24 protein-coding genes are annotated in these 25230 nt (G+C 59.4%); 8 read left to right on the top strand and 16 right to left on the bottom strand.

The genetic code is table 11. The features are described 5' to 3' along the window. Nucleotides 1–57 precede the first annotated feature (57 nt). The gene (locus EQV96_RS07750) at nt 58–435 is read left to right on the top strand and encodes a hypothetical protein (RefSeq protein ID WP_095001296.1); all 378 of its coding nucleotides are present in this window, start codon (nt 58–60) and stop codon (nt 433–435) included. 127 nt (nt 436–562) lie between these two features. On the opposite strand, the gene EQV96_RS07745 is transcribed toward EQV96_RS07750, so the two are convergent. Beyond that, entirely contained in the window at nt 563–772 is a 210-nt protein-coding gene (locus EQV96_RS07745; RefSeq protein WP_095001295.1) for a cold-shock protein, read from the bottom strand. Between the two features lie 239 nt (nt 773–1011). On the opposite strand from EQV96_RS07745, the gene plsB reads away from it, so the two are divergent. The 3 genes from plsB (at nt 1012) to EQV96_RS07730 (ending at nt 4333) form a co-directional block, all read left to right on the top strand. Then, nucleotides 1012–3510, top strand: a complete 2499-nt coding sequence (plsB, locus tag EQV96_RS07740) for a glycerol-3-phosphate 1-O-acyltransferase PlsB (RefSeq protein ID WP_095018176.1) — start codon at nt 1012–1014, stop codon at nt 3508–3510. Nucleotides 3511–3633: 123 nt separating this feature from the next. After that, nucleotides 3634–3810 carry a hypothetical protein gene (locus EQV96_RS07735; protein ID WP_153328079.1) on the top strand — a complete coding sequence of 59 codons (177 nt, stop codon included), beginning with the start codon at nt 3634–3636 and terminating at the stop codon, nt 3808–3810. A 124-nt stretch (nt 3811–3934) separates the two neighbouring features. Beyond that, nucleotides 3935–4333, top strand: coding sequence for a YbaY family lipoprotein (locus EQV96_RS07730; RefSeq protein ID WP_095001293.1), 399 nt, complete (start codon nt 3935–3937; stop codon nt 4331–4333). Nucleotides 4334–4496: 163 nt separating this feature from the next. Here EQV96_RS07730 and EQV96_RS07725 read toward each other — a convergent pair whose 3' ends face one another. Continuing rightward, complete coding sequence (locus tag EQV96_RS07725; RefSeq protein WP_095001292.1) at nt 4497–7562, bottom strand: efflux RND transporter permease subunit; 3066 nt, start codon at nt 7560–7562, stop codon at nt 4497–4499. 5 nt (nt 7563–7567) lie between these two features. Continuing rightward, nucleotides 7568–8668 carry an efflux RND transporter periplasmic adaptor subunit gene (locus tag EQV96_RS07720; protein ID WP_095018178.1) on the bottom strand — a complete coding sequence of 367 codons (1101 nt, stop codon included), beginning with the start codon at nt 8666–8668 and terminating at the stop codon, nt 7568–7570. 89 nt (nt 8669–8757) lie between these two features. Between EQV96_RS07720 and EQV96_RS07715 the strand changes: the two genes are divergently transcribed. Further along, on the top strand, nt 8758–9399 hold the full coding sequence (locus tag EQV96_RS07715) for a TetR/AcrR family transcriptional regulator (RefSeq protein ID WP_240881694.1): 642 nt from the start codon (nt 8758–8760) through the stop codon (nt 9397–9399). A gap of 130 nt (nt 9400–9529) precedes the next feature. On the opposite strand, the gene EQV96_RS07710 is transcribed toward EQV96_RS07715, so the two are convergent. After that, complete coding sequence (locus EQV96_RS07710) at nt 9530–10312, bottom strand: class I SAM-dependent methyltransferase (RefSeq protein ID WP_095001289.1); 783 nt, start codon at nt 10310–10312, stop codon at nt 9530–9532. Between the two features lie 93 nt (nt 10313–10405). Here EQV96_RS07710 and EQV96_RS07705 point away from each other — a divergent pair, with 93 nt between their 5' ends. Beyond that, nucleotides 10406–11026 carry an energy transducer TonB gene (locus tag EQV96_RS07705; RefSeq protein WP_095026623.1) on the top strand — a complete coding sequence of 207 codons (621 nt, stop codon included), beginning with the start codon at nt 10406–10408 and terminating at the stop codon, nt 11024–11026. Here the strand turns inward: EQV96_RS07705 and EQV96_RS07700 are convergent. From EQV96_RS07700 to ppc, 5 genes are all read right to left on the bottom strand, one after another. Next, entirely contained in the window at nt 11023–11886 is an 864-nt protein-coding gene (locus EQV96_RS07700; protein ID WP_240881692.1) for a DUF72 domain-containing protein, read from the bottom strand. The two genes, EQV96_RS07705 and EQV96_RS07700, sit on opposite strands and share 4 nt — an antisense overlap. Before the next feature lie 4 nt (nt 11887–11890). Then, nucleotides 11891–12178, bottom strand: coding sequence for a hypothetical protein (locus tag EQV96_RS07695; RefSeq protein ID WP_095018181.1), 288 nt, complete (start codon nt 12176–12178; stop codon nt 11891–11893). A gap of 116 nt (nt 12179–12294) precedes the next feature. Then, a complete protein-coding gene (tsaB, locus tag EQV96_RS07690) occupies nt 12295–12978 on the bottom strand; it encodes a tRNA (adenosine(37)-N6)-threonylcarbamoyltransferase complex dimerization subunit type 1 TsaB (protein WP_095018182.1) in 684 nt (227 codons plus the stop codon). Between the two features lie 95 nt (nt 12979–13073). Then, the gene (adk, locus tag EQV96_RS07685) at nt 13074–13721 is read right to left on the bottom strand and encodes an adenylate kinase (protein ID WP_095001284.1); all 648 of its coding nucleotides are present in this window, start codon (nt 13719–13721) and stop codon (nt 13074–13076) included. Between the two features lie 286 nt (nt 13722–14007). Then, entirely contained in the window at nt 14008–16638 is a 2631-nt protein-coding gene (gene ppc / locus EQV96_RS07680; protein ID WP_095001283.1) for a phosphoenolpyruvate carboxylase, read from the bottom strand. Nucleotides 16639–16923: 285 nt separating this feature from the next. Between ppc and EQV96_RS07675 the strand changes: the two genes are divergently transcribed. Together EQV96_RS07675 and EQV96_RS07670 are read left to right on the top strand one after the other, a co-directional pair. Then, complete coding sequence (locus EQV96_RS07675; protein ID WP_169916774.1) at nt 16924–17322, top strand: DUF4398 domain-containing protein; 399 nt, start codon at nt 16924–16926, stop codon at nt 17320–17322. A 66-nt stretch (nt 17323–17388) separates the two neighbouring features. Further along, nucleotides 17389–18168: an OmpA family protein gene (locus EQV96_RS07670; RefSeq protein WP_095001282.1), complete on the top strand. Its 780-nt coding sequence runs from the start codon at nt 17389–17391 to the stop codon at nt 18166–18168. Nucleotides 18169–18327: 159 nt separating this feature from the next. On the opposite strand, the gene EQV96_RS07665 is transcribed toward EQV96_RS07670, so the two are convergent. The 7 genes from EQV96_RS07665 to prfB form a co-directional block, all read right to left on the bottom strand. After that, the gene (locus EQV96_RS07665; RefSeq protein ID WP_029611547.1) at nt 18328–18654 is read right to left on the bottom strand and encodes a hypothetical protein; all 327 of its coding nucleotides are present in this window, start codon (nt 18652–18654) and stop codon (nt 18328–18330) included. After that, the gene (locus tag EQV96_RS07660; RefSeq protein WP_095024890.1) at nt 18651–19562 is read right to left on the bottom strand and encodes an alpha/beta hydrolase; all 912 of its coding nucleotides are present in this window, start codon (nt 19560–19562) and stop codon (nt 18651–18653) included. The genes EQV96_RS07665 and EQV96_RS07660 overlap by 4 nt, the downstream gene beginning before the upstream one ends. 117 nt (nt 19563–19679) lie before the next feature. Next, nucleotides 19680–20963 (bottom strand): flavohemoglobin expression-modulating QEGLA motif protein, encoded by a 1284-nt coding sequence (locus tag EQV96_RS07655; RefSeq protein ID WP_153326490.1) that lies wholly within the window; start codon nt 20961–20963, stop codon nt 19680–19682. Between the two features lie 19 nt (nt 20964–20982). Then, complete coding sequence (locus tag EQV96_RS07650; protein WP_095001279.1) at nt 20983–21531, bottom strand: hypothetical protein; 549 nt, start codon at nt 21529–21531, stop codon at nt 20983–20985. Between the two features lie 12 nt (nt 21532–21543). Next, nucleotides 21544–22248, bottom strand: a complete 705-nt coding sequence (locus tag EQV96_RS07645; protein ID WP_095001278.1) for a TetR family transcriptional regulator — start codon at nt 22246–22248, stop codon at nt 21544–21546. Nucleotides 22249–22418: 170 nt separating this feature from the next. Then, nucleotides 22419–23921, bottom strand: coding sequence for a lysine--tRNA ligase (gene lysS, locus EQV96_RS07640; protein WP_130872012.1), 1503 nt, complete (start codon nt 23919–23921; stop codon nt 22419–22421). 112 nt (nt 23922–24033) lie between these two features. Further along, nucleotides 24034–25129, bottom strand: a protein-coding gene (gene prfB, locus EQV96_RS07635) for a peptide chain release factor 2 (RefSeq protein WP_130872011.1) whose coding sequence is annotated in 2 segments (ribosomal slippage) — nt 24034–25056 and nt 25058–25129 — 1095 coding nt in all. Because the reading frame shifts where the segments join, the coding sequence is not laid out codon by codon here. Nucleotides 25130–25230 lie beyond the last annotated feature (101 nt).

Below are 25230 nucleotides of genomic sequence, written 5' to 3'. Positions count from 1 at the left end.
TGCCCTTGGCCCGACTAATCCGCGAATGGATTTTTCAGACACGCAGTGAGGACATCCATGCGCCAACCCGATATCGAGATTTACCTGAAAGAAGCCGTCACTTACAAAGACGTCGAAGCCTGGCTGGCAAACGTGCTGGGACCGTGCACGGAATGGAAAAAGAAAGGCGAAACCTGGAAGTGCATGGCCGGCAACGTGCCCGTAACCTGGATGCCAAAAGCTGTAGGCAAATGGAATAGCCTGTACCTGGACAGTGACCAGACGCCGTGGGAAGACGACATCGCCTGCGCCAAGGCTGCTTTTGAGGCATTGCACATCGAAGTGCGCTGCGCGCCGGGCAGCTGGGTTGAAGAACAGGGCGAGGCAGACGCCGACCGCTGGATCCGCATCAGCGAAGACGGCCAGGAAGAAATCACCTGGAAAACCGGTTCCTGATTCGGACCGGCCATAGATCCCTTGTGGGAGCTGGCTTGCCTGCGATGCGACCGACGCGGTGTCTATGTGCACATGCGCTGATGCAATCGCGAGCAAGCCCGCTCCCACAGGGAGGGCAAGCAGTGCCTTACAACCCCACTACATCCTCGGCTTGCAGGCCCTTGGCGCCCGAGACCTGGGTGTATTCGACCTGCTGACCTTCGGCCAGGCTGCGATGGCCTTCACCGCGAATGGCACGGTAATGCACAAACACATCAGCCCCGTCTTCGCACTGGATAAAGCCGTAGCCCTTTGCGTCGTTAAACCACTTCACATTGCCCGTTACACGTGCAGTCATGGAACATCCCCCCTTTTTATTATTGATCGGGCTCGTTAACTGGCCCTTTGAGAACTATCGTTTGAACCTGACTCTGCAAAACTCTGTCTGACGCAGTATCGCGAAAGACCACCGAGTATAGGTCAGGCAAAAAAACACTCAATCAATATTAGTTCAGCGCTTTTTTGCCGATTTTGCGCTGATACTGCAAACTACCCGACCGAGTAAACGCTCGTTTAATTCACTAACGCAGAAGCCGTATGACCCCCTCCCCATTCCGCCGCCTTGTATTTGGCGCCCTGCGTCGCTTGCTGTACCTGTGGGTGCGCTCGGAGACCATCAACCAGTCTTCGCTGACCCTGAACCTGGATCGCAGCCGACCGGTGTTCTATGTACTGCAATCGCCCTCGCTGACCGAGCTGGCCGTTGTCGACGCCGAGTGCTCCAAAGCCGGCCTGCCGCGCCCGGTGCTGCCAGTTGCCGTAGGCGAGATGATAGAGCCAGCTGCCTTCTTCTACCTGACCCCCGAGCCGGACTGGCTGGGGCGTCAGGACAAGCGTGGCGCACCGCCGGTATTGACCCGACTGGTTGACGGCTTGAGCCAGCACCCGGGGGAAGACGCGCAAATCATCCCGGTCAGCGTATTCTGGGGCCAGTCCCCCGACAGCGAGTCCAGCCCCTGGAAACTGCTGTTCGCCGACAGCTGGGCCGTGACCGGGCGTTTGCGGCGCATGCTGCGCATCCTGATTCTGGGCCGTAAAACCCGCGTGCAGTTCTCGGCCCCTATCCATATGCGAGAGCTGGTCGACCTCAACAAGGGCCACGAACGCACCGTGCGCATGGCCCAGCGCATTTTACGGGTGCACTTTCGCAACCTGAAAATCTCGACCATCGGCCCCGACCTGTCGCACCGGCGTACGCTGGTAAAGGGCCTGGTCAACGAGCCTTCCGTGCGCCAGGCGATCCTCGATGAAGCCGAGCGCGAGAATATTTCGCCCGACAAGGCCCGTGCCCTTGCGCTGCGCTACGCCAATGAAATCGCCTCGGACTACACCTACACCGCGATCCGTTTTTTTGAAGTACTGCTGAGCTGGTTCTGGAACAAGATTTACGATGGGGTCAAGGTCAACCAGATCGAGAGCGTGCAAAAGGTCGCCCAGGGCCATGAGATCATTTATGTGCCGTGCCACCGCAGCCATATCGACTACCTGCTGCTGTCCTATCTGCTGTTTCGCAACGGCCTGACCCCGCCGCACATTGCCGCCGGGATCAACCTGAACATGCCGGTGCTGGGCCCGCTGCTACGCCGTGGCGGGGCATTTTTCATGCGCCGCACCTTCAAGGGCAACCCGTTGTACACCTCGGTGTTCAACGAATACATGCACACCCTGTTCACCAAGGGTTTCCCGGTGGAGTACTTCGTCGAAGGTGGCCGCTCGCGCACCGGACGCATGCTGCAACCGAAAACCGGGATGCTGGCCATCACCGTGCGCAGTTTCCTGCGTTCATCACGCACGCCGATCGTGTTCGTACCCGTATACATCGGTTACGAACGCGTTCTTGAAGGCCGTACCTACCTGGGTGAGCTGCGCGGCGCCAGCAAGAAAAAAGAGTCGATTTTTGACATTTTCAAAGTGATCGGTGCGCTGAAAAAACAGAAGTTCGGTCAGGTCGCAGTCAACTTCGGCGAGCCGATCAAGCTGGCCGAGTTTCTTGAGCAGGAGCAGCCGGGCTGGCGTCAGCAGGAGCTTGCACCGTCCTACCGCCCTGAATGGCTGAGCCAGACCACCAACCGCCTGGGAGAAAAGGTTGCCCGGCATCTGAATGAAGCGGCGGCCATCAACCCGGTAAACCTGGTGGCACTGGCCTTGCTGTCCACTACCCGCCTGGCCCTGGATGAGCAAGCCATGGCCCGGGTACTGGACCTCTATCTGGCCCTGCTGCGCCGTGTGCCTTACTCGCCGTACACCACCTTGCCCGAAGGCGATGGCCCGGCGCTGATCAAGCATGTCAAAGACATGAATCTGCTGGCCGAGCAAAGCGATGCGCTGGGCAAGATCCTCTATCTGGATGAGCAGAACGCGGTACTGATGACTTATTACCGCAACAACGTGATGCATATCTTTGCCTTGCCATCTTTACTCGCCAGCTTCTTCCAGAGCACTTCGCGCATGAGCCGCGAACAGATCCTGCGCTACACCCATGCGCTCTATCCGTACCTGCAATCGGAACTGTTTATCCGCTGGTCCGAGCAAGAACTCGACGGAGTGGTCGATCAATGGCTTGAAGCCTTTGTCGAGCAAGGGTTGCTACGGTTCGAAAAAGACGTGTACCTGCGCCCTGCGCCAAGCTCGCGACACTTTGTATTGCTGACGCTGCTGTCCAAAAGCATTGCGCAAACCCTGCAGCGCTTTTACATGGCTATATCCCTGCTGCTCAACAGCGGCCAGAACACCCTGAGCGCCGAAGAACTGGAAGACCTGTGCACCATGATGGCCCAGCGCCTGTCGATTCTGCATGGGCTCAACGCCCCGGAATTCTTCGACAAGAGCCTGTTCCGGCACTTTATCCAGACCTTGCTTGAAGAGGACGTGTTGCGCCGCGATAGCAATGGCAAGCTGAGCTACCACGAATTGCTCGGTGAACTGGCTGAAGGGGCCGCCAAGCGCGTGTTGCCTGCGGAAATCCGCCTGTCCATTCGCCAGGTGGCATTGCACCGCAGTGAAGATGCCGCGGATATTTCCGAGAGCGTGGGATAATCCTGCAAAGTTGAGTTGAAACGTCTCAACCGGTTTCAGCCTTCCAATCCGCGACTAGCCTTGGATGTGTGCCGAAGATTTCGGCACACATCCAAAGCAAACCAACGATAAGGAAGTCTGGAAATGACCCAAGACAACAAAACCCCCTCCGAACACCCCTCTCCTGAAACCAGGGGTAATGCTGGCACGCCCTGGCATGTTCAGAATCCCGATGGCAGCGTCCACGGTGGCAACGGCATCCAACCCGCCAGCCACAACAACCCCCCTGACGAATCCCAGGATGAACCTCTGACTGAATAACCCACTGAAACAGCAGCGGTTGTCAGGCACAGGTTTGCCGCTTCAAAGGCAAGTTCATTGCTAGAATCCCTTCCATTCTCCAGTGTGAAATGTCTTACACAGGAAAAGAAACGGAGTCTGCCCTATGAAAAAGTTACTTTTACTGAGCCTGACCGCCCTGCTGGGAGCCTGTAGTTCCATGACCTCGACCCCGCAAGCGTCCCTCGACGGTGAAGTGTTCTACCTGCAACGTATCGCCCTGCCACCTACCGCTACACTGGAAGTGAGCCTGCAGGATGTGTCTCTGGCCGACGCGCCAGCGGTAACGCTGGCCAAGCAGAGCGGCCCGGTAAAAGGCCAGGTGCCACTGCCTTTCCACCTGACCTATGACCCGGCGCAAATCAAACCTGGCCACACCTACGCAATCAGCGCGCGGATTGAAGAGAACGGCCAGTTGCTGTTTATCAACACCGAGCGCAACAGTGTCGACCTGACGGCCAAGACCCAGCAGCCGATCCGTGTGCGCGTGGATCAGATTCGCTAATCCGCAGGCTCGCCCTCACCCCAACCCTCTCCCGGAGGGAGAGGGAGCCGATTAGGGGATTTTCAAGAATCTCGGCAGTCTGAAAGCATTGAGTTGAATCCCGCATCAACGCGGTCGGTCCCCTCTCCCTCCGGGAGAGGGTTAGGGTGAGGGGCTTTGGCTCCTAGACCTTCTTCACCTTGAACCAAGCCGCATACAACGCAGGCAAGAACAGCAACGTCAGCACAGTCGCCACGATCAACCCGCCCATAATGGCCACCGCCATCGGCCCGAAGAACACGCTGCGTGACAGTGGAATCATCGCCAGTACCGCCGCCAGCGCGGTCAGCACAATCGGCCGGAACCGCCGCACCGTCGCTTCAATCACCGCCCGCCACGGGTCCAGCCCCGCCGCCTTGTCCTGCTCGATCTGATCCACCAGGATCACCGAGTTGCGCATGATCATCCCCGACAACGCAATGGTGCCCAGCATCGCCACAAAACCGAACGGTTTGCCAAACAACAACAGGAACAATGTCACCCCGATCAAACCCAAAGGCGCCGTCAGGAATACCATCACCATGCGCGAGAAACTGCGCAACTGCACCATCAGCAACGTCAGCACTACCACGATAAACAGAGGTACACCGGCCTTCACCGAGTCCTGGCCGCGGGTGGAGTCTTCCACCGTGCCACCCACTTCCAGCAGATAGCCATCTGGCAGCTCGGCACGCACACCTTCCAGGGTCGGCAGAATCTGCTGCACCAGGGTCGCCGGTTGCTCCTTGCCGTAAATATCCGCCCGCACCGTCACGGTCGGCAGACGATTGCGGTGCCAGATAATGCCTTCTTCAAAGCCGTACTCCAGGGTCGCAATCTGCGACAGGGCAACGCTCTGGCCATTATCGGTCGGTACCGCCAGGCTCGGCAGCAGCGCCAGTTCGGTACGTTCCTGGGCTGTGCCGCGCAGCAGAATTTCGATCAACTCGTTATCTTCGCGGTACTGGCTGACCGTCGAGCCCAGCAAGGTACTTTGCAAGAAGCGTGACAGGTTGGCCGTACTCACCCCCAGGGCACGCGCCCGGTCCTGATCGATATTGAGGTTGACCACCTTGCTCGGCTCTTCCCAGTCCAGGTGCACGTTAACCACATGGGGGTTGCCCCGCACCTGGGCTGCGACCTTGCGCGCCAGCGCCCGTACCTCTTCGATATGCTCGCCGGTCACCCGAAACTGCACCGGATAGCCCACAGGCGGGCCGTTTTCCAGACGCGTCACCCGCGAGCGTATCGTCGGGAACTGTTCATTGAGCGTGTCGATCAACCAGGTGCGCAGGCTTTCCCGGTCCTCGATGGTCTTGGCCAACACCACAAACTGGGCAAAGCTCGCCGCGGGCAGTTGCTGATCCAGTGGCAGGTAATAGCGGGGCGAACCGGTGCCTGCGTAAGCCACATAGTTCTCGATGCCCGGGTGATCCTTGAGCAGTGCCTCGAGCTGCTTGACCTGGTCGGTGGTGTTGCTCAACGAAGCACCCTCGGCCAGCTTCATATCGACCATCAGCTCCAGTCGGCTGGACGCCGGGAAGAACTGCTGCGGAACAAACTTGAACAGCACCACCGAGCCTATAAACACCAACGCGGTCAGGGCAATCACGGTTTTGCGCCGGGTCACGCACCACTCCACCAACCGACGTACGCGCTGGTAAAATGGCGTTGCATAGGGGTCAGGCACGCCAGCCCCTGTGCCGTGTTTGGCCGCATGAATCTTCGCCAGGTCCGGTAACAACAGCGCGCCCAAATACGGCACAAACACCACCGCAGCCACCCACGACGCCAGCAGGGCAATGGTCACCACCTGGAAAATCGAGCGGGTGTATTCGCCGGTGCTCGACTGCGCCATGGCAATCGGCAAAAAGCCCGCAGCCGTTATCAGCGTACCGGTGAGCATCGGGAACGCGGTGCTGGTCCAGGCAAAGCTGGCGGCCTTGAGCCGGTCGTAGCCCTGCTCCATTTTGATCGCCATCATTTCCACGGCGATGATCGCGTCGTCGACCAGCAGGCCCAGCGCCAGCACCAACGCGCCCAGCGAGATCTTGTGCAGGCCGATGCCAAAGTAATGCATGGCGGCAAAGGTCATGGCCAGCACCAGCGGAATGGTCAGCGCCACCACCATGCCGGTACGCACACCCAGGGAGAAAAAACTCACCAGCAAAACGATGACCAGTGCTTCGACCAGCACCTGCACAAACTCACCAACGCTGGTTTTCACCGCCGCAGGCTGGTCTGACACTTTGCCCAGCTGCATCCCCGCCGGAAGGTTTTTCTGGATCCGCTCAAACTCGGTGTCCAGTGCCTTGCCCAGCACCAGAATATCGCCACCGTCCTTCATCGCCACGGCCAGGCCAATCGCGTCCTGGCCCATAAAGCGCATGCGCGGTGCCGGAGGATCATTAAAACCGCGACGCACATCCGCCACGTCGCTGATGCGCAAGGTGCGCTCGCCTACGCGAATGGGGAAGCGCTCGATCTCTTCGACCGTCTTGAAGTTACCGCTCACACGCAATTGCACGCGCTCGGTCGGGGTTTCGAAGAAGCCCGCCGTCGATACTGCGTTTTGCTCTTCAAGGGCTTTTTGCACCGCAGCCAGCGGCAAGCCAAGGGTCGCCAGTTTGAGGTTGGACAGCTCGATCCAGATTTTTTCGTCCTGCAGGCCCAGCAGCTCGACCTTGCCCACATCCTTGACCCTTTGCAGCTGGATCTGGATACGGTCAGCGTAGTCCTTGAGTACCGCGTAGTCGTAACCTTCGCCGCTCAGGCTGTAGATATTGCCGAAGGTCGTGCCGAATTCATCGTTGAAGAACGGCCCCTGAACATCCGGTGGCAAGGTGTAGCGGATATCACTGATCTTTTTGCGTACCTGATACCACAGCTCGGGGATCTGGTCGGAATGCATCGAATCGCGGGCCATAAAGGTCACTTGCGATTCACCCGGGCGCGAGAACGAGACAATGCGCTCGTACTCGCCGGTTTCCATCAGTTTCTTCTCGATTCGCTCGGTGACCTGACGCGAGACTTCTTCAGCCGTGGCGCCCGGCCACAGGGTGCGGATTACCATCGCCTTGAAGGTAAACGGCGGGTCTTCGCTTTGCCCTAATTTGGTGTAAGAAAGACCGCCAACGATTGCCAGCAACAGCATCAGAAACAGGACGATCTGACGATTTCGCAACGCCCATGCGGAAAGGTTAAAACCCATGGCGACTACTCCTTGGCCGCGACATTGATCGCCCGGTTGGAGCGATCAATCGGCCGCACCTCCTGGCCGGGATGCAACACATGCACACCGGCGGCAACAATCCAGTCATCGGCCGTAAGGCCTTCGAGCACCGGCACGCTGCTTTCGCCAAACGGCCCCACACGCACGGGCACCTGCTCCAACTTGTTGCCCTGGCCCACCCGCCACACATAGGACGCACCATTTTCCGCAGTCAGGGCCGACAACGGCACCGACAGCGAGCTGACACCTTCACTCTGAATAAACACCCGGGCACTTTGTCCCAGTTCGGCAGGCACTTTGCCAGCGGTGAAAGCGATACGCGCAGCAAAGGTGCGCGATTTAGGATCAGCTGAAGGCGACAGTTCGCGGATGCGGCCGCTGAAGCGCTGGCCAGGCTGCGACCACAACTCGACCGCTACCGGCATGCCTATCTTGAAACGGCCAAAATCCTGTTCCGGCAAGCTGATCAATACCTCACGCTCGCCGTCGGCAGCCAGGGTAAACACCGTTTGCCCGGCATTGACCACCTGCCCCACTTCGACCTGACGCTGGGCAATCACACCGTCTTGCGGCGCACGCAACACCGCATAACTCGCCTGATTGCTGGCCACGTCCTGCTCGGCCTTGAGCTGTTGCAGCCTGGCTTCGCCTGAGCGGTAGAGGTTTTCGGCGTTGTCGAACTGCGAACGGCTGACCATCTGCCGGTCCAGCAGGGTCTTGTAGCGATCACGCTCGGCACGCACCAGGTTCAGGTTGGCCTGCCCGGCGGCGACCTGGGCGCGGGTGGCGTCCAGTTGCAGGCGCACGTCCTGCGGGTCCAGCTCGGCCAGCGGCTGATTAGCCTTGACCCGCTCCCCCTCGTCCACCAGACGCTTGGTAACTTTGCCGCCAATGCGAAACGCCAACTGCGGGTCAAAGCGTGCCCGCACTTCGCCGGGGTAACTCTGGCTGGCCAGTGCCGAAGGCTGCGGTTGCACCACCATCGCCGGGCTGATGCTGATTTTTGCGGGCTCCTGCTGCCCACACCCAGACAATAAAAACAGCAGACACACAGGCACAGCGCGGGGCAAGGCATGGCGCAACATGGTGATGACCTTTCGCTAATGGGGCTTGGAATATTTATACTGGCAGCATGTTATTAATACTAAACTCACCAGTCCAGTAATAAACGGATATGTCTGACAATCCTTTACCCCCCAATGCCCTCGGGCGCCCCAAGGACCTGGCAAAACGCCAGTCGATCCTCGACGCCGCCAAAACCCTGTTTTTGACCAAGGGCTATGCCAACACCAGCATGGATGCGGTTGCGGGTCTGGCAGGCGTGTCAAAACTGACGGTCTACAGTCACTTCACCGACAAGGAGACCCTGTTTTCCTCGGCCATCATGTCCAAATGCACCGAACAGTTGCCGGTACTGTTCTTTGAATTACCTGCAGGCAAGCCGATCAAGGATGTATTGGTGAACATTGCCCGTGGTTTTCAGCTGCTGATCAACAGTGAAGAGTCGCTGAACCTGCATCGCCTGATGGTTGCCCTGGGCAGCCAGGATCCGAAGCTGTCGCAGATCTTTCTGGAGGCCGGGCCGGAGCGTGTGGTGCACGAGATGGAGGGGCTACTGCGCAAGATGGATCAAAGTGGCGCGCTGCAGATCGACAACCCCCATTATGCGGCGGAGCACTTCTTCTGCATGCTCAAGGGCGCTCCGAACTTTCGCCTGCTGTTTGCTGGCGGTGAACCGCCGGGCCCCGAGGAAAGCGAGGCCCATGTGCAGGAAGTGGTGGGGATATTTATGCGGGCGTATCAGCCATTGTCGTGAGACCGCGGCGCCTTTTACCCTCACCCCAACCCTCTCCCGGAGGGAGAGGGGGCTGATCTGTGGTGTTACGCAGATTTGCTTTTGCCTTTAGTCCCCTCTCCCTCCGGGAGAGGGCTAGGGTGAGGGGCTTTTAAGGTTTCAACGCTTTTTTCGGATAAATATCGTAACGGCTCGACTTACCATCCAGCGCATGGCTCGGCTTGGGCCCGGCAATGCACGGTGCCTTGCGCGGGCGCTTGACCACCACCCGGTGGCTGGCCAACGCCAGCGCAGCTTCCAGCAACGCCGGGGCATCGTTGTCATCACCCACCAATGGCCGGAACAAGCGCATTTCCTTTTTCACCAGGGCGGTTTTTTCGCGATGGGGGAACATCGGGTCCAGGTAAATCACCTGCGGCGGTTCGCCTTGCCAATTGCGCATCACTTCGATCGAATTGCCCTTGAGCAAGTGCATACGCGACACGATCGGCGCCACCTCAAAGTCATCCAGACCACGGGCCAGCCCGTCTTCGAGCAAGGCACCGATCAGCGGCTGGCGCTCGATCAGGCTCATTTCACAGCCCAGGCTCGCCAGCACAAATGCATCCTTGCCCAGGCCCGCCGTGGCATCCAGCACCCGCGGGCGCACACCCTGCTGGATGCCCACGGCCTTGGCGATCATCTGCCCCGTGCCGCCGCCAAACAAACGTCGATGGGCCGCGCCACCTTCGACAAAGTCGACCCGCACCGGGCCCGGCGCATCTGCGCCCAACTGCTGCAGCTGCAAACCCTGGGCGCTCAATTGCAAGGCGAACTCGGCGTCCGGTTCGTCCAACGACAAACCCAGACGCTCGGCCCATTGCTCGGCCAGGGCCTGATAAGCCTCGTCCAGTGCCTCGACTTTGATACGACAGCCCGCTGTTTGCTCAATCATCTAAAAACACGCTCAAAAATTTAATGATCGGCAAAGACTGCCGATAAATGAAATATCCGGCATTTTGCCAGAGCTGAGCGCCAACCGAGAGTTATGTCAGACATTCAATCCGCATCTATCGGCTTTATTGCGCCCATTGGTGACTTTGGCCGACACAATTCCCAGATCACAGGAAGCGTCAACCACCTGTGGAAGGACTTCTACGCCCAGGCATTGGCCGAGCAGTCCGGTACTGAAGACTATGCGACGGTTGATACAGCGCCGACAGCCAAAAATGAAAATGCCGAGCCCCGTGGCGGCAGTGAGGTTTTGGGCACTATCGTGACCCAGCGCCACTGCGACGTTCAGGACACTGAACTGCGCCCGCCTGAAGCCCTGTTTTTGCCCATTGCCGAATTTGAACTGGACCTGCTGCCACCGCCCGGCGTGCCCTACCCGCCTGAGGTCATTGTCGAGCAACAACACCAGCAGGATTTCAACACTACGTGGGTGCGCCCAGTAGTCATGGCTCAGGGCCATCCGCTGCCTGAACCGGGCCCTGCGCCTGAACCTCGCGCGTTGCATCTGCCCATTGCCGAGTTTGAGTCTGACTTGCTGCCGCCGCCTGCCGAGCCCTTCGATGCCATGACCCTGATCGAGCAACAACGGGCCATGGATTTCGATCTGGGCTGGGCACGCCCGCTGGTGGTCAACAACTTGCGCCTGGCGGCTTAAAGCAGGCCTAGTTGTTCGCGACTCTGGGGGGGATGCAGCTCGGGCAATGCCGGCAACCCAGGTAACCTTTCACTCAGTTGAAGATGAAAACGCCGTGCCAGTTCCGGAGCACGGTGATTGTCCGGCGTGTGCAAAAAAACATAGGGCGTGCGCCCTTCCTCGATCCAGCCCGCGACTTTTTCAACCCAGGGCACCAGGTAAGGATCGTTGGCCTCAAGCTCCGGACGGCCAATAAAACGCACCTGCGGACATTGCGTGAAAGCCGCCGGACGTGGGGGCACCCTGGGCTTTTTCGATTGTGCGTGAAGCACGGCAGGGTCGCCCGAATCACAACTGAACAGTGCCCGCGAATCAAGGCAGATACGCTCAACCCCTCGATCCATCAGCAGACGATTGAGCAGGCGCTCGGCATCGCCCTTGGCGAAGAACTCCGGATGCCGCACCTCAACGGCCAACGGCCTCTGCAAGGCGTCCACAAAGCTCACCAGCTCCGCCAGGCGCTGTGGCCCGAAGCTTGCCGGGAGTTGTAGCCAAAATGGCGCTACACGCGCTCCCAAGGGCTGCAACAGTTGCAGGAAGTCTTCGGCTGCATGCAATTGCTCGCGCAAATCACCGCCGTGACTGATATCCCGAGGGAACTTGGCCGTCAGCCGAAAGTGTTCAGGCAGGCTTTGTGCCCATCGGACCACCGTGGTCGGTGCAGGCCTGGCGTAAAACGTGGTGTTGCCCTCGACCGCATTGAACACCTGCGCATACAGGCTCAGAAAATCCGCCGGGCGGGCGTTTTGCGGATACAGCTCTTCGCGCCAGGCGTTTTCACTCCAGGACGGACAACCGAGGTAGTAAGGAAGGTCAGTCATGTACTCAGATGTAAAGATCCAGGCCCAGCACTTCCTGTTCCCAGTCGACGAAGCCTGCGGTGGTCAGGTAGCTGGCAAGGGCACTGGCCGCGCTTTTGCTCATGGCGCGCTGGAAGATCATGTCTTGCGAGCGCACCGGCAACTGGCTGATGCGCTCGGCGCCGGAGGATGTGCGGGGGGTGTTTTCGGGCGCAGCCTCAGTGTCTTCAACCGACTCATCAACCACCGCCTGACCATTACGCGGCTTGCGCTTGATGGGGTATGACCGGGGAGAAAAGCTGTCAATGCGCATGGCTGCATGCTCTGTAACGATAGATACAATTTAGCGGCGCAGGGCAGACTAAGCAAATGGGCCGGCCATTTTGTAGCAGCAGCCTCGCTCCGCTCGGCAGCTGCTACAAAAGTGGATCAAACGCCACGTTCGGCTTTTGTAGCCGCTACCTTGTCGCGCAGGTACACAGGCTGGGCGTCATCGGCACGGATGGCTTCGCCGCGGGCCCAGGCAAAGCGGGCCAGGGTCAGCAGGTCTTCGGCGTGGGGCAACATGCCTGCGTCCATTGCATACGGCTTGACGTTCAAGCGCTCGGCATAGCCCCAGCCAGTGCCCGCGCCATACCAGTCGCCTGTAGCACCATCGGGCAAGGCCGCAGCCTCAGGCGCCAATACCGCTTCAGCGCCTTGCAGGCGCATTTCACCCGCTTCTTCGCGGTAGCAGCCCCAATACACCTCGTCCATGCGCGCATCGATCGCCGACACCACCTGGGTTGCGCCGTGCTCACGGTGAGCACGCTGGGCCAGGACCGCCAGGTTGGAGATCGGCAACACCGGACGCTCCAGTGCAAAGGCCAGGCCCTGAACCACGCCAATGGCAATACGCACACCGGTAAAGGCACCAGGCCCGCGACCGAAGGCAATGGCCTCAACCGCCGACAGCTCGACACCGGCCGCGGCCAGCAGCGCCTTGATCATCGGTAACAGCTTTTGCGCATGCAGGCGCGGGATCACCTCGTAGTGGCTAGTAACCTTGCCATCGTGCAACAAGGCAACTGAGCAAGCTTCAGTCGCGGTATCCAGGGCCAGCAAGGTGGTCATCGGTGTTCCCGTCAGAATCAGAATTGAAAAAAGTGCAGCAGTATAAACAACAACAGCCCGCAAGCGGGCTGTTGTCATGACGCAAAATCGACTTATCAGCTCAGTGCTTCAAGCACCTTGGCCGTGATCGATTCGACCGAGCCAACGCCTTCAACGTGGCTGTACTTGGGCTTGCCCTGAGCAGCGGCCAGCTTCTGGTAGAAGTCCACCAGCGGCTTGGTTTGCGAATGGTAAACAGACAGGCGGTGACGAACGGTTTCTTCGGTGTCGTCCTTGCGCTGTACCAGATCTTCGCCGGTCACATCGTCCTTGCCTTCAACCTTTGGCGGGTTGTAGACGGTGTGGTACACACGGCCCGAGGCTTCGTGTACACGACGGCCAGCAATACGCTGGACGATCTCTTCGTCTTCAACGGCGATTTCCAGCACGTGGTCCAGCTCGACACCGGCTTTAACCAGCGCTTCAGCTTGCGGAATGGTGCGCGGGAAACCGTCGAACAGGAAACCGTTTACGCAATCCGGCTGAGCAATGCGCTCTTTGACCAGATTGATGATCAGGTCGTCGGAAACCAGGCCACCGCTGTCCATCACGCCTTTGGCGATCAGGCCCAGCTCGGTGCCGGCTTTTACGGCTGCACGCAACATGTCGCCGGTGGAGATTTGCGGGATGCCAAATTTTTCAGTGATGAACTTTGCCTGAGTACCTTTACCGGCCCCGGGAGCTCCCAGCAGAATTACGCGCATCGATGTGCTCCTCAAATTTTTTATTTAAATGACAACAAACTCGCCTCTTTGGGCCAGTCTCAAAATCGGGTTATGGCCATCAAAACGGCCAAGGGCTGATCAAGATACACAGCAGGCCCGGCCCACACAAGCCGCCCAAAGTAGGAAAAATTACAGCCAAACGGGCCTGTGCGGCCGGGTGTCACAGGTCGCAACCCCACAATAAAGTGTCGCGCCCGCGCAGCGATCGGCATCCAGTCTGCCGTGTCCCCGTCCGCTCTGGCGCGACATTTGCCGCTGTTTTGCCTTAGCCGGTGTTGCGCAAGCCGGCCGCGATCCCGGCCACAGTCACCAGCAACGCTTGTTCCAGAGGGCTGTCCTGCGCCGCTTGCTGGCGACGCGAGCGTGCCAGCAGCTCGGCCTGCAATAGATGAAGAGGATCAAGGTAAGTGTTGCGCAAACGGATGAACTCGAGCGTCTCCGGGCTATGTGCCATCAACTGCGCCTGCCCGGTCAAGCCCAGCACCACTGCGCACGCCTGCGACAATAAGTCGCGTAAGTGCGCACCCAATGGCAGCAGTTCCGGGCTCACCAGGCGCTCGTCGTAAAGCCGGGCGATATCGGCATCGGCCTTGGCCAGGACCATTTCCAGCATGTCGATACGGGTGCGAAAGAAGGGCCACTGCTCACGCATTTGTGCCAGTTGATCACCTTCACCGCGTTCCAGCGCACGACGCAATGCAGTTTCCCAACCCAGCCAGGCGGGCAACATCAGGCGGGTCTGGGTCCAGCCAAAAATCCAGGGGATGGCCCGCAGGCTTTCAATGCCCCCTGCCCGGCGCTTGGCCGGCCGACTGCCCAGAGGCAAGCGGCCCAGCTCCTGCTCCGGGGTGGACTGGCGAAAGTACTCGACGAACTGCGGATTATCCCGCACTACGCCACGGTAGGCAGCGACCCCGTCTGCCGCCAGCTCATCCATCAGTACCCGCCAGCCCGGCTCCGGCAGGGGCGGTGGCAGCAAAGTGGCCTCCAGCACGGCGGCCAGGTACAGGTTGAGATTTTGCTCGGCAATGTCCGGCAGGCCGAATTTGAAGCGAATCATTTCGCCCTGTTCAGTGGTGCGGAAACGCCCCGCCACCGAGCCCGGCGGCTGCGACAGGATGGCCGCGTGAGCCGGGCCACCGCCGCGCCCCACGGTACCGCCGCGACCATGAAACAACAGCAGCTCGACGCCTTGCTCACGGCAGATATTGACCAGGGCTTCCTGCGCCCGGTACTGCGCCCAGGCGGCCGCGGTGGTGCCCGCATCCTTGGCCGAATCGGAATAGCCGATCATCACTTCCTGCGGGCCCTGCAGGTGCGCGCGATAACCCGGCAACAGCAGCAGGCGCTCGATCACCGGCCCCGCATTGTCGAGGTCGGCGAGGGTTTCGAACAGCGGTACAACCCGCATCGGCCGCTCCAGCCCAGCCTCCTTGAGCAACAGTTGCACCGCCAGTACATCCGAGGCAGCACCGGCCATCGAGATCACGTAGGAGCCCAGCGAGGCGCCCGGTGCGGCAGCGACTTCGCGGCAGGTCGCCAGCACTTCGGCGGTGTCGGCCCCCGGCTTGAAATAACCGGGCAACAGCGGCCGACGGTTGTTCAATTCGCGCATCAGAAAGCTAAGACGCGCATCTTCGTCCCAGTCCTCATAGCGGCCCAGGCCCAGGTAATCGGTGATTTCAGTCATGGCCGAGGCATGGCGTGCAGCATCCTGGCGCACATCGAGGCGCACCAGGAACAGGCCGAAGGTTACAGCCCGACGCAGGAAATCGAGCAGCGGGCCATCGGCAATTACGCCCATGCCACAGGCATGCAGGGACTGATAACACAGCTGCAACGGCGCCAGCAGTTCGCGATTGTCCTGCAGCACTTCAGGCGGCGCGGCCTGGGTGCTGTGCAAGGCTGTATGCGCCCAATTGCGGGTGGCCCGCAGGCGTTCACGCAATTGTTTGAGTACGGCGCGATACGGCTCGGCGCTGTCGCCTGCGGCGGCCAGCAGTTGCGCCGAGGCCTGTTGCATCGACAGATCGGCCGCCAGTTTGTCGATATCGCGCAGGTACAGGTCCGCCGCCATCCAGCGCGCCAGCAGCAGTACTTCACGGGTAACGCTGGCCGTGACATTGGGATTGCCATCACGGTCGCCGCCCATCCAGGAAGCAAAGCGGACCGGTGCGGCCTCAAGCGGCAAATGCAGGCCGGTCGCGGCATGCAGAGCTTTGTCAGCCTTACGCAGCATATGCGGCACGGCGTGCCATAACGAATGCTCGATCACCGCAAAACCCCACTTGGCCTCATCCACAGGGGTAGGTCGGGTGCGACGGATTTCTTCGGTGTGCCAGGCCTCGGCGATCAACCGCTGCAAGCGCTGATGAATCTCGGATTTTTCCGCGAGGGTCAGGTCACGATGGTCCTGGGCCGCCAGTTGCTCGGCAATGGCATCGTACTTCTGGATCAGGGTGCGGCGAGTCACTTCAGTGGGGTGTGCGGTGAGTACCAGTTCAATTTCAAGACGGCTGACCTGGCGCGCCAGCGACTCGGGGTCATGGCCTTCGGCGAGCAGGCGCGCAAGCAGTTGCGGCAACACCAGCGCCTCGAACGGCTGGGGCTGGCCTTCTTCACGGCGGTGGATCAGCTCGTACTGCTCGGCAATATTGGCCAGGTTCAAAAACTGGTTGAAGGCTCGCGCAACGGGCAGCACTTCGTCATCGCCCAGGGCGTCCAGAATGGCGCTTAACTCCTCGCCGGTGGTGCCGCGCCGGTCGGCTTTGGCCCCCTGGCGAATGCGCTCGATCTTGGCGAGAAAAGCTTCGCCGTATTGGTCACGAATCGTATTACCCAACAGCTCACCCAGCAGGTGAACATCATCGCGCAAGCGTGCATCAATATCGGTCATCAGCAGTTTCTCCAGCAGGATCCGGGGACAGCTCGTGCCCCAAGAGTGCGTTGCAAAGGCAGTTGGAGGCAAGCCATGGGAAGCACAGATTTAAAAAAATGCGCTGACCAATCGGTCAGAAAATCTTTTAGGCCAAATGCCATCTTTTATTGAACTATTCAAAAAACGCTTCGGTCACAGCCATTAACCATCACCGCTGGAACTCGTGTTCCAACACTCCGGGTGACGTCGCCAGTCGTGATGGAATTTGCTTTTTTAAGGAGCTTCCCAATGGAGTTGAAGACCATGATGACCCGCACTGTCAAAACCACCTCACCTCGCCTGCGCGGGCTAAAACTGGCTGCGCTGGCAATCGGCACCAGCTTCGTTCTGGCCGGTTGTGCTGGCAATCCACCTTCAGAGCAGTACGCCGTGACGCAATCGGCGGTGAACAACGCCGTGAGCGCAGGTGCCACTGAATATGCACCGGTGGAAATGAAGTCAGCCCAGGACAAGCTCAAGCAGGCCGAGCTGGCCATGCATGACAAAAAATATGACGAGGCCCGCCGCCTGTCCGAACAGGCTGAGTGGGATGCACGCGTAGCAGAGCGCAAGGCCCAGGCAGCTAAAGCAGAGAAGGCTGTTCAGGATGCTCAGAATGCCGTTCAGCAATTGCGTCAGGAAGGCATGCGCAGCGTTCAGTAAACGCTGCCCTTTTTTGACTGCATCTGACGACACAGCATTCCTAATCGATAGAAAGGACGACATATCATGCGCAATACAGTAATGATCCCTGCCCTGTTGGCCCTGAGCGTTGGCCTGGCGGCGTGCTCGCACCAGCCCAACGTCAACCTGGAAAACGCCAAGACCAACTTCTCGGCCCTGCAAACCAACCCTGAAGCGACCAAGGTTGCAGCGCTCGAAACCAAGGACGCCAGCGAATGGCTGGACAAGGCTGAAAAGGCTTACCTGAACAAGGAAGACGAGTCCAAGGTTGACCAGCTGGCTTACCTGACCAACCAGCGTGTGGAAGTGGCCAAGCAGACCATCGCGTTGCGAACCGCTGAAAACAATCTGAAAAACGCCGGTGCGGCGCGCAACCAGGCCTTGCTCGATGCCCGTGATGCGCAGATCCAGCAACTCAAAGGCATGAACGCCAAGCAAACCGAACGCGGCACACTGGTGACCTTTGGTGATGTGCTGTTCCAGTTCGGCAAATCCGAGCTGCAACCCAACGGCATGCGCAATATCAACACCCTGGCCGAATACCTGCTGCAGAACCCGGACCGCAAGGTGATTGTCGAGGGTTATACCGACAGTGTCGGTTCGGCGGCTTTCAACCAGACCCTGTCCGAGCGCCGTGCCGAGTCGGTGCGTAATGCACTGGTGCGCAAAGGTGTAGACCCTACCCGCATCGTGGCGCAGGGCTATGGCAAGGAATACCCGGTGGCCAGCAACAGCACCGATTCTGGCCGCGCCCAGAACCGCCGCGTTGAAGTGACCATCTCCAACGACAACCAGCCGGTTGCTCCGCGTTCAACCATGAAGTAAGACATGAAAAAGCCCCGCCTGAGTAATCAGGCGGGGCTTTTTTTTGCGCAAATATATCCACAACTGTGGGAGCGGGCTTGCTCGCGATGCAGACAGCGCGGTTAGTCAGGCATACCGAGGCGATTCAATCGCGAGCAAGCCCGCTCCCACAACAGAACGTTACTGCTCCAGCTTCGGCGTTTCCTGGCCCAGGCAACGTACGGCCTGTTTCTTGTTGTTGACCAGCACACCGGTCAGGCCTTTTTGCTCGGTATCGAACAAGACGATGATGCCGTCGATGCACTGCGCCACCTGGTTGGCCGGCGTGAGCGAGACCTTATAGTCCTCCCCCGGGATAGTCTTGAGCATGGTGAAGTCGCTGAGCAGCAAGGCGTCCTCGGGCTTGGCAAAATGCAGGTAACCGTAGTACCACAGGGCGCCCACGGTGCCGATAATGCTGCAGATACCGGTGATGATCAGGGGGATGGCGTTGCGTTCTTCACTCATTGTTGGCTCTCGGATTCAAGTTCGGTGTTCGGTGACGCGGGGTAATTGGCAATTTCGCCCAGGCGCCGCACGCCATTGAAATGTTGCGGGTCATCCAGGTAACGCAGCATTACCTGACGCCAGGTCGGGTCGGCAAACGTCTGTACATGGCCGCCACGGGTCAGTTGCAGCACCTTGGGCGGTGGCGCAGCCTGGTACAGGCGCAGGCCATTGGAAAGCGGCACGATGGGATCATCGAGGCTGTGGAAGATCAGCATCGGCGTGTCGCCCATGTTCGGTATCGCGTAAAGAGCACTGTCGGCATCCGGTACCAGCCAGGACAGCGGCACCTGCAGCGGCCAGGTCAGCCAGGACGTACTCAGGGCAAACTGCCCCACTTCGCGGTAACTGGCCGGCACGCCATCGAGCACCACCGCCTTGACTCGCGCGCGCTGCTGCGGGTGCTCGCTCAGGTAGTGGATGCCCATGGCGCCGCCCAGGCTTTGCCCCAGCACAATCAGCGGCAGGCCCCGGGCTTGCGGCTCATGCTGCAACCAGTCAAAAGCGGCATCGATGTCCTGATACACCGCCGGCAGCCCGGGCTCTCCTTGGGACAGGCCGTAACCGCGATAGTCGAGCATCAGCACTTGATAACCCTGCTCCGGCAACCAGGCAGTGGCGCCGAGATGGTAAGCCAGGTTGCCGCCATTGCCGTGCAGATGCAGCACCGTGCCCTTGAGCGGCACGCCTTTCTTGGCCGGTAGCCACCAACCGTGCAGGCGCGTGCCATCGGCGGCAGTCAGGGTGACATCGCTATAATCCAGGCCAGCGGCCTTCGGGGTAACCGGCTGGCCGGGCTCAGGGTAGAACAACAGGGAACTGCATCCGCTGAGGGTCAACAGCAGGCAGAGTGCAGCCAGGATTTTCATCAGAACGATTCGCCTGAACGAGTGAGTGTGGGAGCGGGCTTGCTCGCGATGGCATCGACGCGGTTCAACTGAAACGCCGCAGCGCCTGTATCGCGAGCAAGCCCGCTCCCACAGGGTTCACAAAATGTTGGAGTAATCCGCTTCGATACGGTCAAGGCTCAAATGGTTGAGGAAGTTGCTGAAGCACATCCAGGCCGAGAGCGCGTTCATGTCGCGGAACTGGTCCGGCAGGTACTTGGGCGCTACCACCAGGCCTTCATCCACCAACTGACGCAGGGTTCGCATGTCCTCCAGGGTGGTCTTGCCACAGAACAGCAGCGGCACTTGTTCCAGCTTGCCTTTACGTACGGCCAGCTGAATGTAGTTGTAAACCATGATGAAGCCCTTGAGGTAGGACAAGTCTTTGGTGAATGGCAGTCCATTTGGCACCGACCCACGGAAAACCCGACTCGCGTTGCCATAACTTTCTGGCATCTCGAAGCCTTGCTCGCGGAAAAACTCGTACACCTGCATGAAATCTGCGCCCTCCTCCACCATATGGATGGCGCGGGTTCGGTTGGTCAGTTTGCGCAGGCGACTGGGGTAGGAGGCAAAGGTGATGATCTCCATCAGGATTGCCAGGCCTTCCTGGGTCACGGTGGAAGAAGGCGGCCCCTTGGACAGGAAGGTGCAGATCGGCTGGTTCAGGCCATTGAGCGTGGTGCCCACATGCACCAGCCCTTCGTGGACTTCGAGGGCGCGCACGTCGCGTTCGTTGAACATCGCATCGGTTCGGATCTTGATGTAATCGGCACCCGCCGCCGCATCTGCCACGATACCGTCGGACTCGAACACGCGGATGGTTTCTTCAGCCTCGCCAAACACCTTGTTCAGGCGGCTTTGCAGCAGATTCACGGCATCCTTGGCGGTCAGGATCTTGGCTTCGTCCTTGAGCGCCCCGCGCCCGTCGATGTTGTCCAGGTAATCGGACATCATCAGGCCCAGGTCAGCCAGGGTCGGATCGCCAGCATGAAACGCATCGGAAGCTGCGCCATACAGCTCCTGGGAAATAAGCCCGAAATCCTCGGTGCCACGGGCTTCGAGCATGCGCACCACCATGCGGTATTCCTTGCACATGCGCCGCATGATCTGCCCGACCGGGTTGAACTGCCCCAGCTGGCGGGTGATATCCCGCTCGATGTTCTGGAACTCGGACTTCACCGCCGCCGAATCAAAAGCCAGTGGCCGGCCCAGGTAATAGTCGCGATCAACTGCAGGCATGGCCTTGCCTTTGGCCTTTAAAAAGCCCTGGCGGATGCTGTCATCCCACTTCACCGCATCCAGCACGCGGATCGGTGTCTGTGCCAGCACGATGCGGTCAGACAAGGTGCGTATCGTGCGCTGGTAGTCGTCCACCGGCAGCTTCCTTCAGTTAACAGCGTTATTTGGCCACACGTTTATAGCGGGCCGCTTCGACAAATACGTCGGAATTGGCCGGGTCATCCAGATAGGCAAAGACTTCAGCCGACGGGCTTTTGATCAGGGTACCCGTCCCTTCAGCGGTTTCCACCGGCTCACCGTTCAACGCGGACTGGCCAATGGCCTGCTTGATCTGATCCAGGTCAAGATCGTAGATCACCAGTTCGCCGTTATCGGTCAGCTCAAATCCGCTGAGGGTATGGTTGCCGCCCAGTTTGGCCGGTATCGCGGCCGAGGCATACCAGCGGCTGCCGTGGCGGGCGACGATAAAGACATAGCGCTCACGGGCCTTGGGTTCGCCCTTGGGGTAAACGACGGCCTGGTAGCGTGTTTTGTCGATGGCACTGATATCGAGATTGCGTGCCTGGCCCCAGGCATCCTTGCTGATCCATTTGCCCAGCAGCTGTTTGGGTGCCGGCTGCGCCTCGATCGGGGCCTGGCTGAAGGTCACGAGACAACCGTTCAACATCAAAAACGACAATGCCATAAGCATCACGCGCCAAACTTTCATGCCTGCATCCTTCTATAGAGCGGCCAACACCAAGTGCATGTAACGCGTAAGAATAGCCAGACGGTCGTCATCCGCCTCGGGCTGCGCGCCATCAAGTAGGGCCTGATATTCCATCCGACCGATAATCGCCGTCAAGACTTTGGCATCCTGCTGAGGTTGTGTGGAGCCTAGCACTTCGAAGATCTGCCCGGCACCCTGCAGGAAAATCTGCTGATGGGCACGTACCAGCACCGCCAGCCGCGGGTTGATCAATGCGGCCTGATGAAAAGCTTGCTCGGCCATCAACTGGTCGCGGCGGGTGAGCAGTTGGCGCTGAAGGTAATCGGCGGTCATCCGTGCAATATCATCGGCCAGCAGCCCCCGCGCCCGGTGGCTGCCATCGCCCTGGGCCATCATTTCCCGCAACTTGCCTTCGGTGCCCTGCCACAACTTGGCCATAAAGGCCGCACTGCGCTCCACATACTGGGCGAAGGTGTCGTTGATCAGGTCATCGATATCCTTGAAGTAATACGTGGTTGCCGACAACGGCACCCCCGCTTCGGCGGCCACCGCCCGATGGCGCACGCCCCGCACGCCGTCGCGTATGACGATGCGCATGGCAGCATCGAGAATCAACTGGCGGCGCTGCTCGCTGCCATGCCGGCTGGCCTTGCGACCCTGGTATTCGACACTTTGGGCAAGCGCCACCGCAACATTTGCTGCGCCTTGAGGAGGCATCACAGATTCCTTCTGAATTGAGCGGCGTTACCGAAACTGTGGGAGCGAGCCTGCTCGCGAAAGCCACCTTCGCGAGCAGGCTCGCTCCCACAAACTCTCCTGATTATTCTGCTGGCTGCATGCCAGGCAATAAAAAGCCGCCTTTAACGGCGGCTTCTTATTCTGCATCGTTACGCCTGCGGGCGCATATGCGGGAACAGGATAACGTCGCGAATCGACGGTGAGTTGGTCAACAACATCACCAGACGGTCGATACCGATACCTTCACCGGCAGTCGGCGGCATGCCGTATTCCAGGGCGCGGACGAAGTCGGCATCGTAGTGCATGGCTTCGTCGTCACCGGCGTCCTTGTCGGCTACCTGTGCCATGAAGCGCTCTGCCTGGTCTTCTGCGTCGTTGAGCTCGGAGTAGGCGTTGGCGATTTCACGGCCACCGATGAACAGCTCAAAACGGTCAGTAACGTTCGGGTTTTCGTCGTTGCGACGGGCCAGCGGCGACACTTCGAACGGGTACTGGGTAATGAAGTGCGGTTGCTCCAGCTTGTGCTCGACCAACTCTTCGAAAATCATCACTTGCAGCTTGCCCAGACCTTCGAAGCCCAGCACCTTGGCGCCGGCTTTCTTGGCGATGGCGCGAGCCTTGTCGAGGTCGTTGAGGTCGTCAGCGGTCAGCTCGGGGTTGTACTTGAGGATCGAGTCGAATACCGACAGACGCACAAACGGTTCGCCAAAGTGGAACACCTTGTCGCCGTACGGTACGTCTGTAGTGCCCAGAACCAGCTGCGCCAGTTCACGGAACAGCTCTTCGGTCAGGTCCATGTTGTCTTCGTAGTCGGCGTAAGCCTGGTAGAACTCCAACATGGTGAATTCAGGGTTGTGACGGGTCGACACGCCTTCGTTACGGAAGTTGCGGTTGATCTCGAACACTTTCTCGAAACCACCCACCACCAGACGCTTGAGGAACAGTTCCGGCGCGATGCGCAGGTACATGTCCATGTCCAGGGCATTGTGGTGGGTTTCAAACGGCTTGGCCGCAGCGCCACCCGGGATGGTTTGCAGCATCGGCGTTTCGACTTCCAGGAAGTCGCGTGCCATCAGGAAGCTGCGAATGTGGGCAATCACTTGTGAACGTACACGGAAGGTGTGACGCACGTCTTCGTTAACGATCAAGTCAACGTAACGCTGGCGATAGCGCTGCTCGGTGTCGGTCAGGCCGTGGTGCTTGTCCGGCAGCGGACGCAGGGATTTGGTCAGCAGGCGCACGCTGGTCATTTCAACGTACAGGTCACCTTTGCCGGAGCGGGCCAGGGTGCCTTCAGCGGCAATGATGTCGCCCAGGTCCCAGGTTTTTACTTCGGCCAGGGTTTCTTCCGGCAGGGTCTTGCGGTTGACGTAGACCTGGATGCGACCGGTCATGTCCTGGATCACCATGAACGAGCCACGGTTAAGCATGATGCGACCGGCAACCTTCACCGGAATGGCGGCTTCGGCCAGCTCTTCCTTGGACGCTTGCGCATACTTCTTCTGCAGGTCAGCGCAGAGGCTGTCACGGCGGAAGTCATTCGGGAAGGCATTGCCCTTGGCACGCACGGCAGCAAGCTTTTCCTTGCGCAGGGCGATCAGGGCATTTTCTTCCTGTTGCAGGTCTTGCGGGTCGAGTTGTTGGTCGCTCATGTCTTTAAAAATTCCATCACAGTTCTGTTGCCCCCGCCTTGCGGCAGGGGGAAGCGGGCTTTGGCGCACCCTCTGGGCATCGCACTGGCTTCGCACACGTTTTGTTGCCGACTTACAGCCCTTGTTTCAGGCTGGCTATCAGGTATTCGTCGATATCGCCGTCGAGCACCTTGTCGCAGTCGCTGCGCTCGATATTGGTACGCAAATCCTTGATCCGCGAGGCGTCGAGAACGTACGAGCGGATCTGATGACCCCAGCCGATGTCCGACTTGGTGTCTTCCAGGGCCTGGGAAGCGGCATTGCGCTTCTGGATTTCCTGCTCGTAAAGACGCGCCCGAAGCATTTTCATCGCGGTGTCTTTGTTCGCATGCTGGGAACGTTCGTTCTGGCAGCTCACCACGGTATTGGTCGGCACGTGAGTGATACGTACGGCCGAGTCAGTGGTGTTTACGTGCTGACCACCCGCTCCGGAGGAGCGATAGGTATCGATCCGCAGGTCAGAGGGGTTGATGTCGATTTCGATGTTGTCATCGATTTCCGGCGAAACGAATACAGCCGAAAACGAGGTATGACGACGGTTGCCCGAATCGTACGGGCTTTTGCGTACCAGACGATGGACGCCAATCTCGGTGCGCAACCAACCAAATGCGTATTCGCCTTTGATATGAACGGTTGCACCCTTGATACCGGCAACTTCACCGGCGGACAGTTCCATGATGGTGGCATCGAAGCCGCGCTTGTCGGCCCAACGCAAATACATCCGCAGCAGGATATTGGCCCAGTCTTGCGCTTCGGTGCCACCGGAGCCAGCCTGGATGTCCAGGTACGCGTTGTTGGCATCCATCTCACCACTGAACATGCGGCGGAATTCGAGTTTTTCAAGGGCTTCGCGCAGGCGTTCAACTTCAGCGGCCACGTCATCGACGGCGCCCTGGTCTTCTTCCTCGGCGGCCATCAACAGCAGGTCTTTGGCATCGGCCAGGCCTGTGTGCATCTCATCGAGGGTTTCAACGATCTGCGCCAGCAGGGAGCGCTCGCGCCCCAGTTCCTGGGCGTATGCAGGGTTGTTCCAGACACTCGGATCTTCAAGCTCGCGATTGACTTCGGTCAGACGCTCATGCTTTTGATCGTAGTCAAAGATACCCCCGAATGGTTTCGGAGCGCTCTGACAGGTCCTTGATGCTGTTAAGGATCGGGTTGATTTCCATGGCTGGCGGCACTCTCAGGCGATTTTTACAAAGCCGGGGAGTATACCGTAAACCGAGCGTATCAGCAGCCCGCCTGGCGGGGTTATGTGGCCAGTGACAAC

This window comes from Pseudomonas sp. TMW22080 (assembly GCF_022496745.1).
GTDB classification, from domain to species: domain Bacteria; phylum Pseudomonadota; class Gammaproteobacteria; order Pseudomonadales; family Pseudomonadaceae; genus Aquipseudomonas; species Aquipseudomonas bubulae.
Note: the sequence above shows the minus strand (reverse complement) of the source record. Positions and strands in the feature narration are given on the sequence as shown.

What these genes read in the sequence shown, in the direction of transcription:
- tsaB (WP_095018182.1), bottom strand. Translation starts at nt 12,978, where the DNA reads ATGACCACCTTGCTGGCCCTGGATACCGCGACTGAAGCTTGCTCAGTT.
- EQV96_RS07735 (WP_153328079.1), top strand. Translation starts at nt 3,634, where the DNA reads ATGACCCAAGACAACAAAACCCCCTCCGAACACCCCTCTCCTGAAACC.
- EQV96_RS07700 (WP_240881692.1), bottom strand. Translation starts at nt 11,886, where the DNA reads ATGACTGACCTTCCTTACTACCTCGGTTGTCCGTCCTGGAGTGAAAAC.
- adk (WP_095001284.1), bottom strand. Translation starts at nt 13,721, where the DNA reads ATGCGCGTAATTCTGCTGGGAGCTCCCGGGGCCGGTAAAGGTACTCAG.
- EQV96_RS07665 (WP_029611547.1), bottom strand. Translation starts at nt 18,654, where the DNA reads ATGAGTGAAGAACGCAACGCCATCCCCCTGATCATCACCGGTATCTGC.
- EQV96_RS07725 (WP_095001292.1), bottom strand. Translation starts at nt 7,562, where the DNA reads ATGGGTTTTAACCTTTCCGCATGGGCGTTGCGAAATCGTCAGATCGTC.
- EQV96_RS07660 (WP_095024890.1), bottom strand. Translation starts at nt 19,562, where the DNA reads ATGAAAATCCTGGCTGCACTCTGCCTGCTGTTGACCCTCAGCGGATGC.
- EQV96_RS07745 (WP_095001295.1), bottom strand. Translation starts at nt 772, where the DNA reads ATGACTGCACGTGTAACGGGCAATGTGAAGTGGTTTAACGACGCAAAG.
- EQV96_RS07670 (WP_095001282.1), top strand. Translation starts at nt 17,389, where the DNA reads ATGCGCAATACAGTAATGATCCCTGCCCTGTTGGCCCTGAGCGTTGGC.
- plsB (WP_095018176.1), top strand. Translation starts at nt 1,012, where the DNA reads ATGACCCCCTCCCCATTCCGCCGCCTTGTATTTGGCGCCCTGCGTCGC.
- EQV96_RS07675 (WP_169916774.1), top strand. Translation starts at nt 16,924, where the DNA reads ATGATGACCCGCACTGTCAAAACCACCTCACCTCGCCTGCGCGGGCTA.
- EQV96_RS07750 (WP_095001296.1), top strand. Translation starts at nt 58, where the DNA reads ATGCGCCAACCCGATATCGAGATTTACCTGAAAGAAGCCGTCACTTAC.
- EQV96_RS07730 (WP_095001293.1), top strand. Translation starts at nt 3,935, where the DNA reads ATGAAAAAGTTACTTTTACTGAGCCTGACCGCCCTGCTGGGAGCCTGT.
- EQV96_RS07695 (WP_095018181.1), bottom strand. Translation starts at nt 12,178, where the DNA reads ATGCGCATTGACAGCTTTTCTCCCCGGTCATACCCCATCAAGCGCAAG.
- lysS (WP_130872012.1), bottom strand. Translation starts at nt 23,921, where the DNA reads ATGAGCGACCAACAACTCGACCCGCAAGACCTGCAACAGGAAGAAAAT.
- ppc (WP_095001283.1), bottom strand. Translation starts at nt 16,638, where the DNA reads ATGACCGATATTGATGCACGCTTGCGCGATGATGTTCACCTGCTGGGT.
- EQV96_RS07650 (WP_095001279.1), bottom strand. Translation starts at nt 21,531, where the DNA reads ATGAAAGTTTGGCGCGTGATGCTTATGGCATTGTCGTTTTTGATGTTG.
- EQV96_RS07720 (WP_095018178.1), bottom strand. Translation starts at nt 8,668, where the DNA reads ATGTTGCGCCATGCCTTGCCCCGCGCTGTGCCTGTGTGTCTGCTGTTT.
- EQV96_RS07715 (WP_240881694.1), top strand. Translation starts at nt 8,758, where the DNA reads ATGTCTGACAATCCTTTACCCCCCAATGCCCTCGGGCGCCCCAAGGAC.
- EQV96_RS07645 (WP_095001278.1), bottom strand. Translation starts at nt 22,248, where the DNA reads ATGCCTCCTCAAGGCGCAGCAAATGTTGCGGTGGCGCTTGCCCAAAGT.
- EQV96_RS07710 (WP_095001289.1), bottom strand. Translation starts at nt 10,312, where the DNA reads ATGATTGAGCAAACAGCGGGCTGTCGTATCAAAGTCGAGGCACTGGAC.
- EQV96_RS07705 (WP_095026623.1), top strand. Translation starts at nt 10,406, where the DNA reads ATGTCAGACATTCAATCCGCATCTATCGGCTTTATTGCGCCCATTGGT.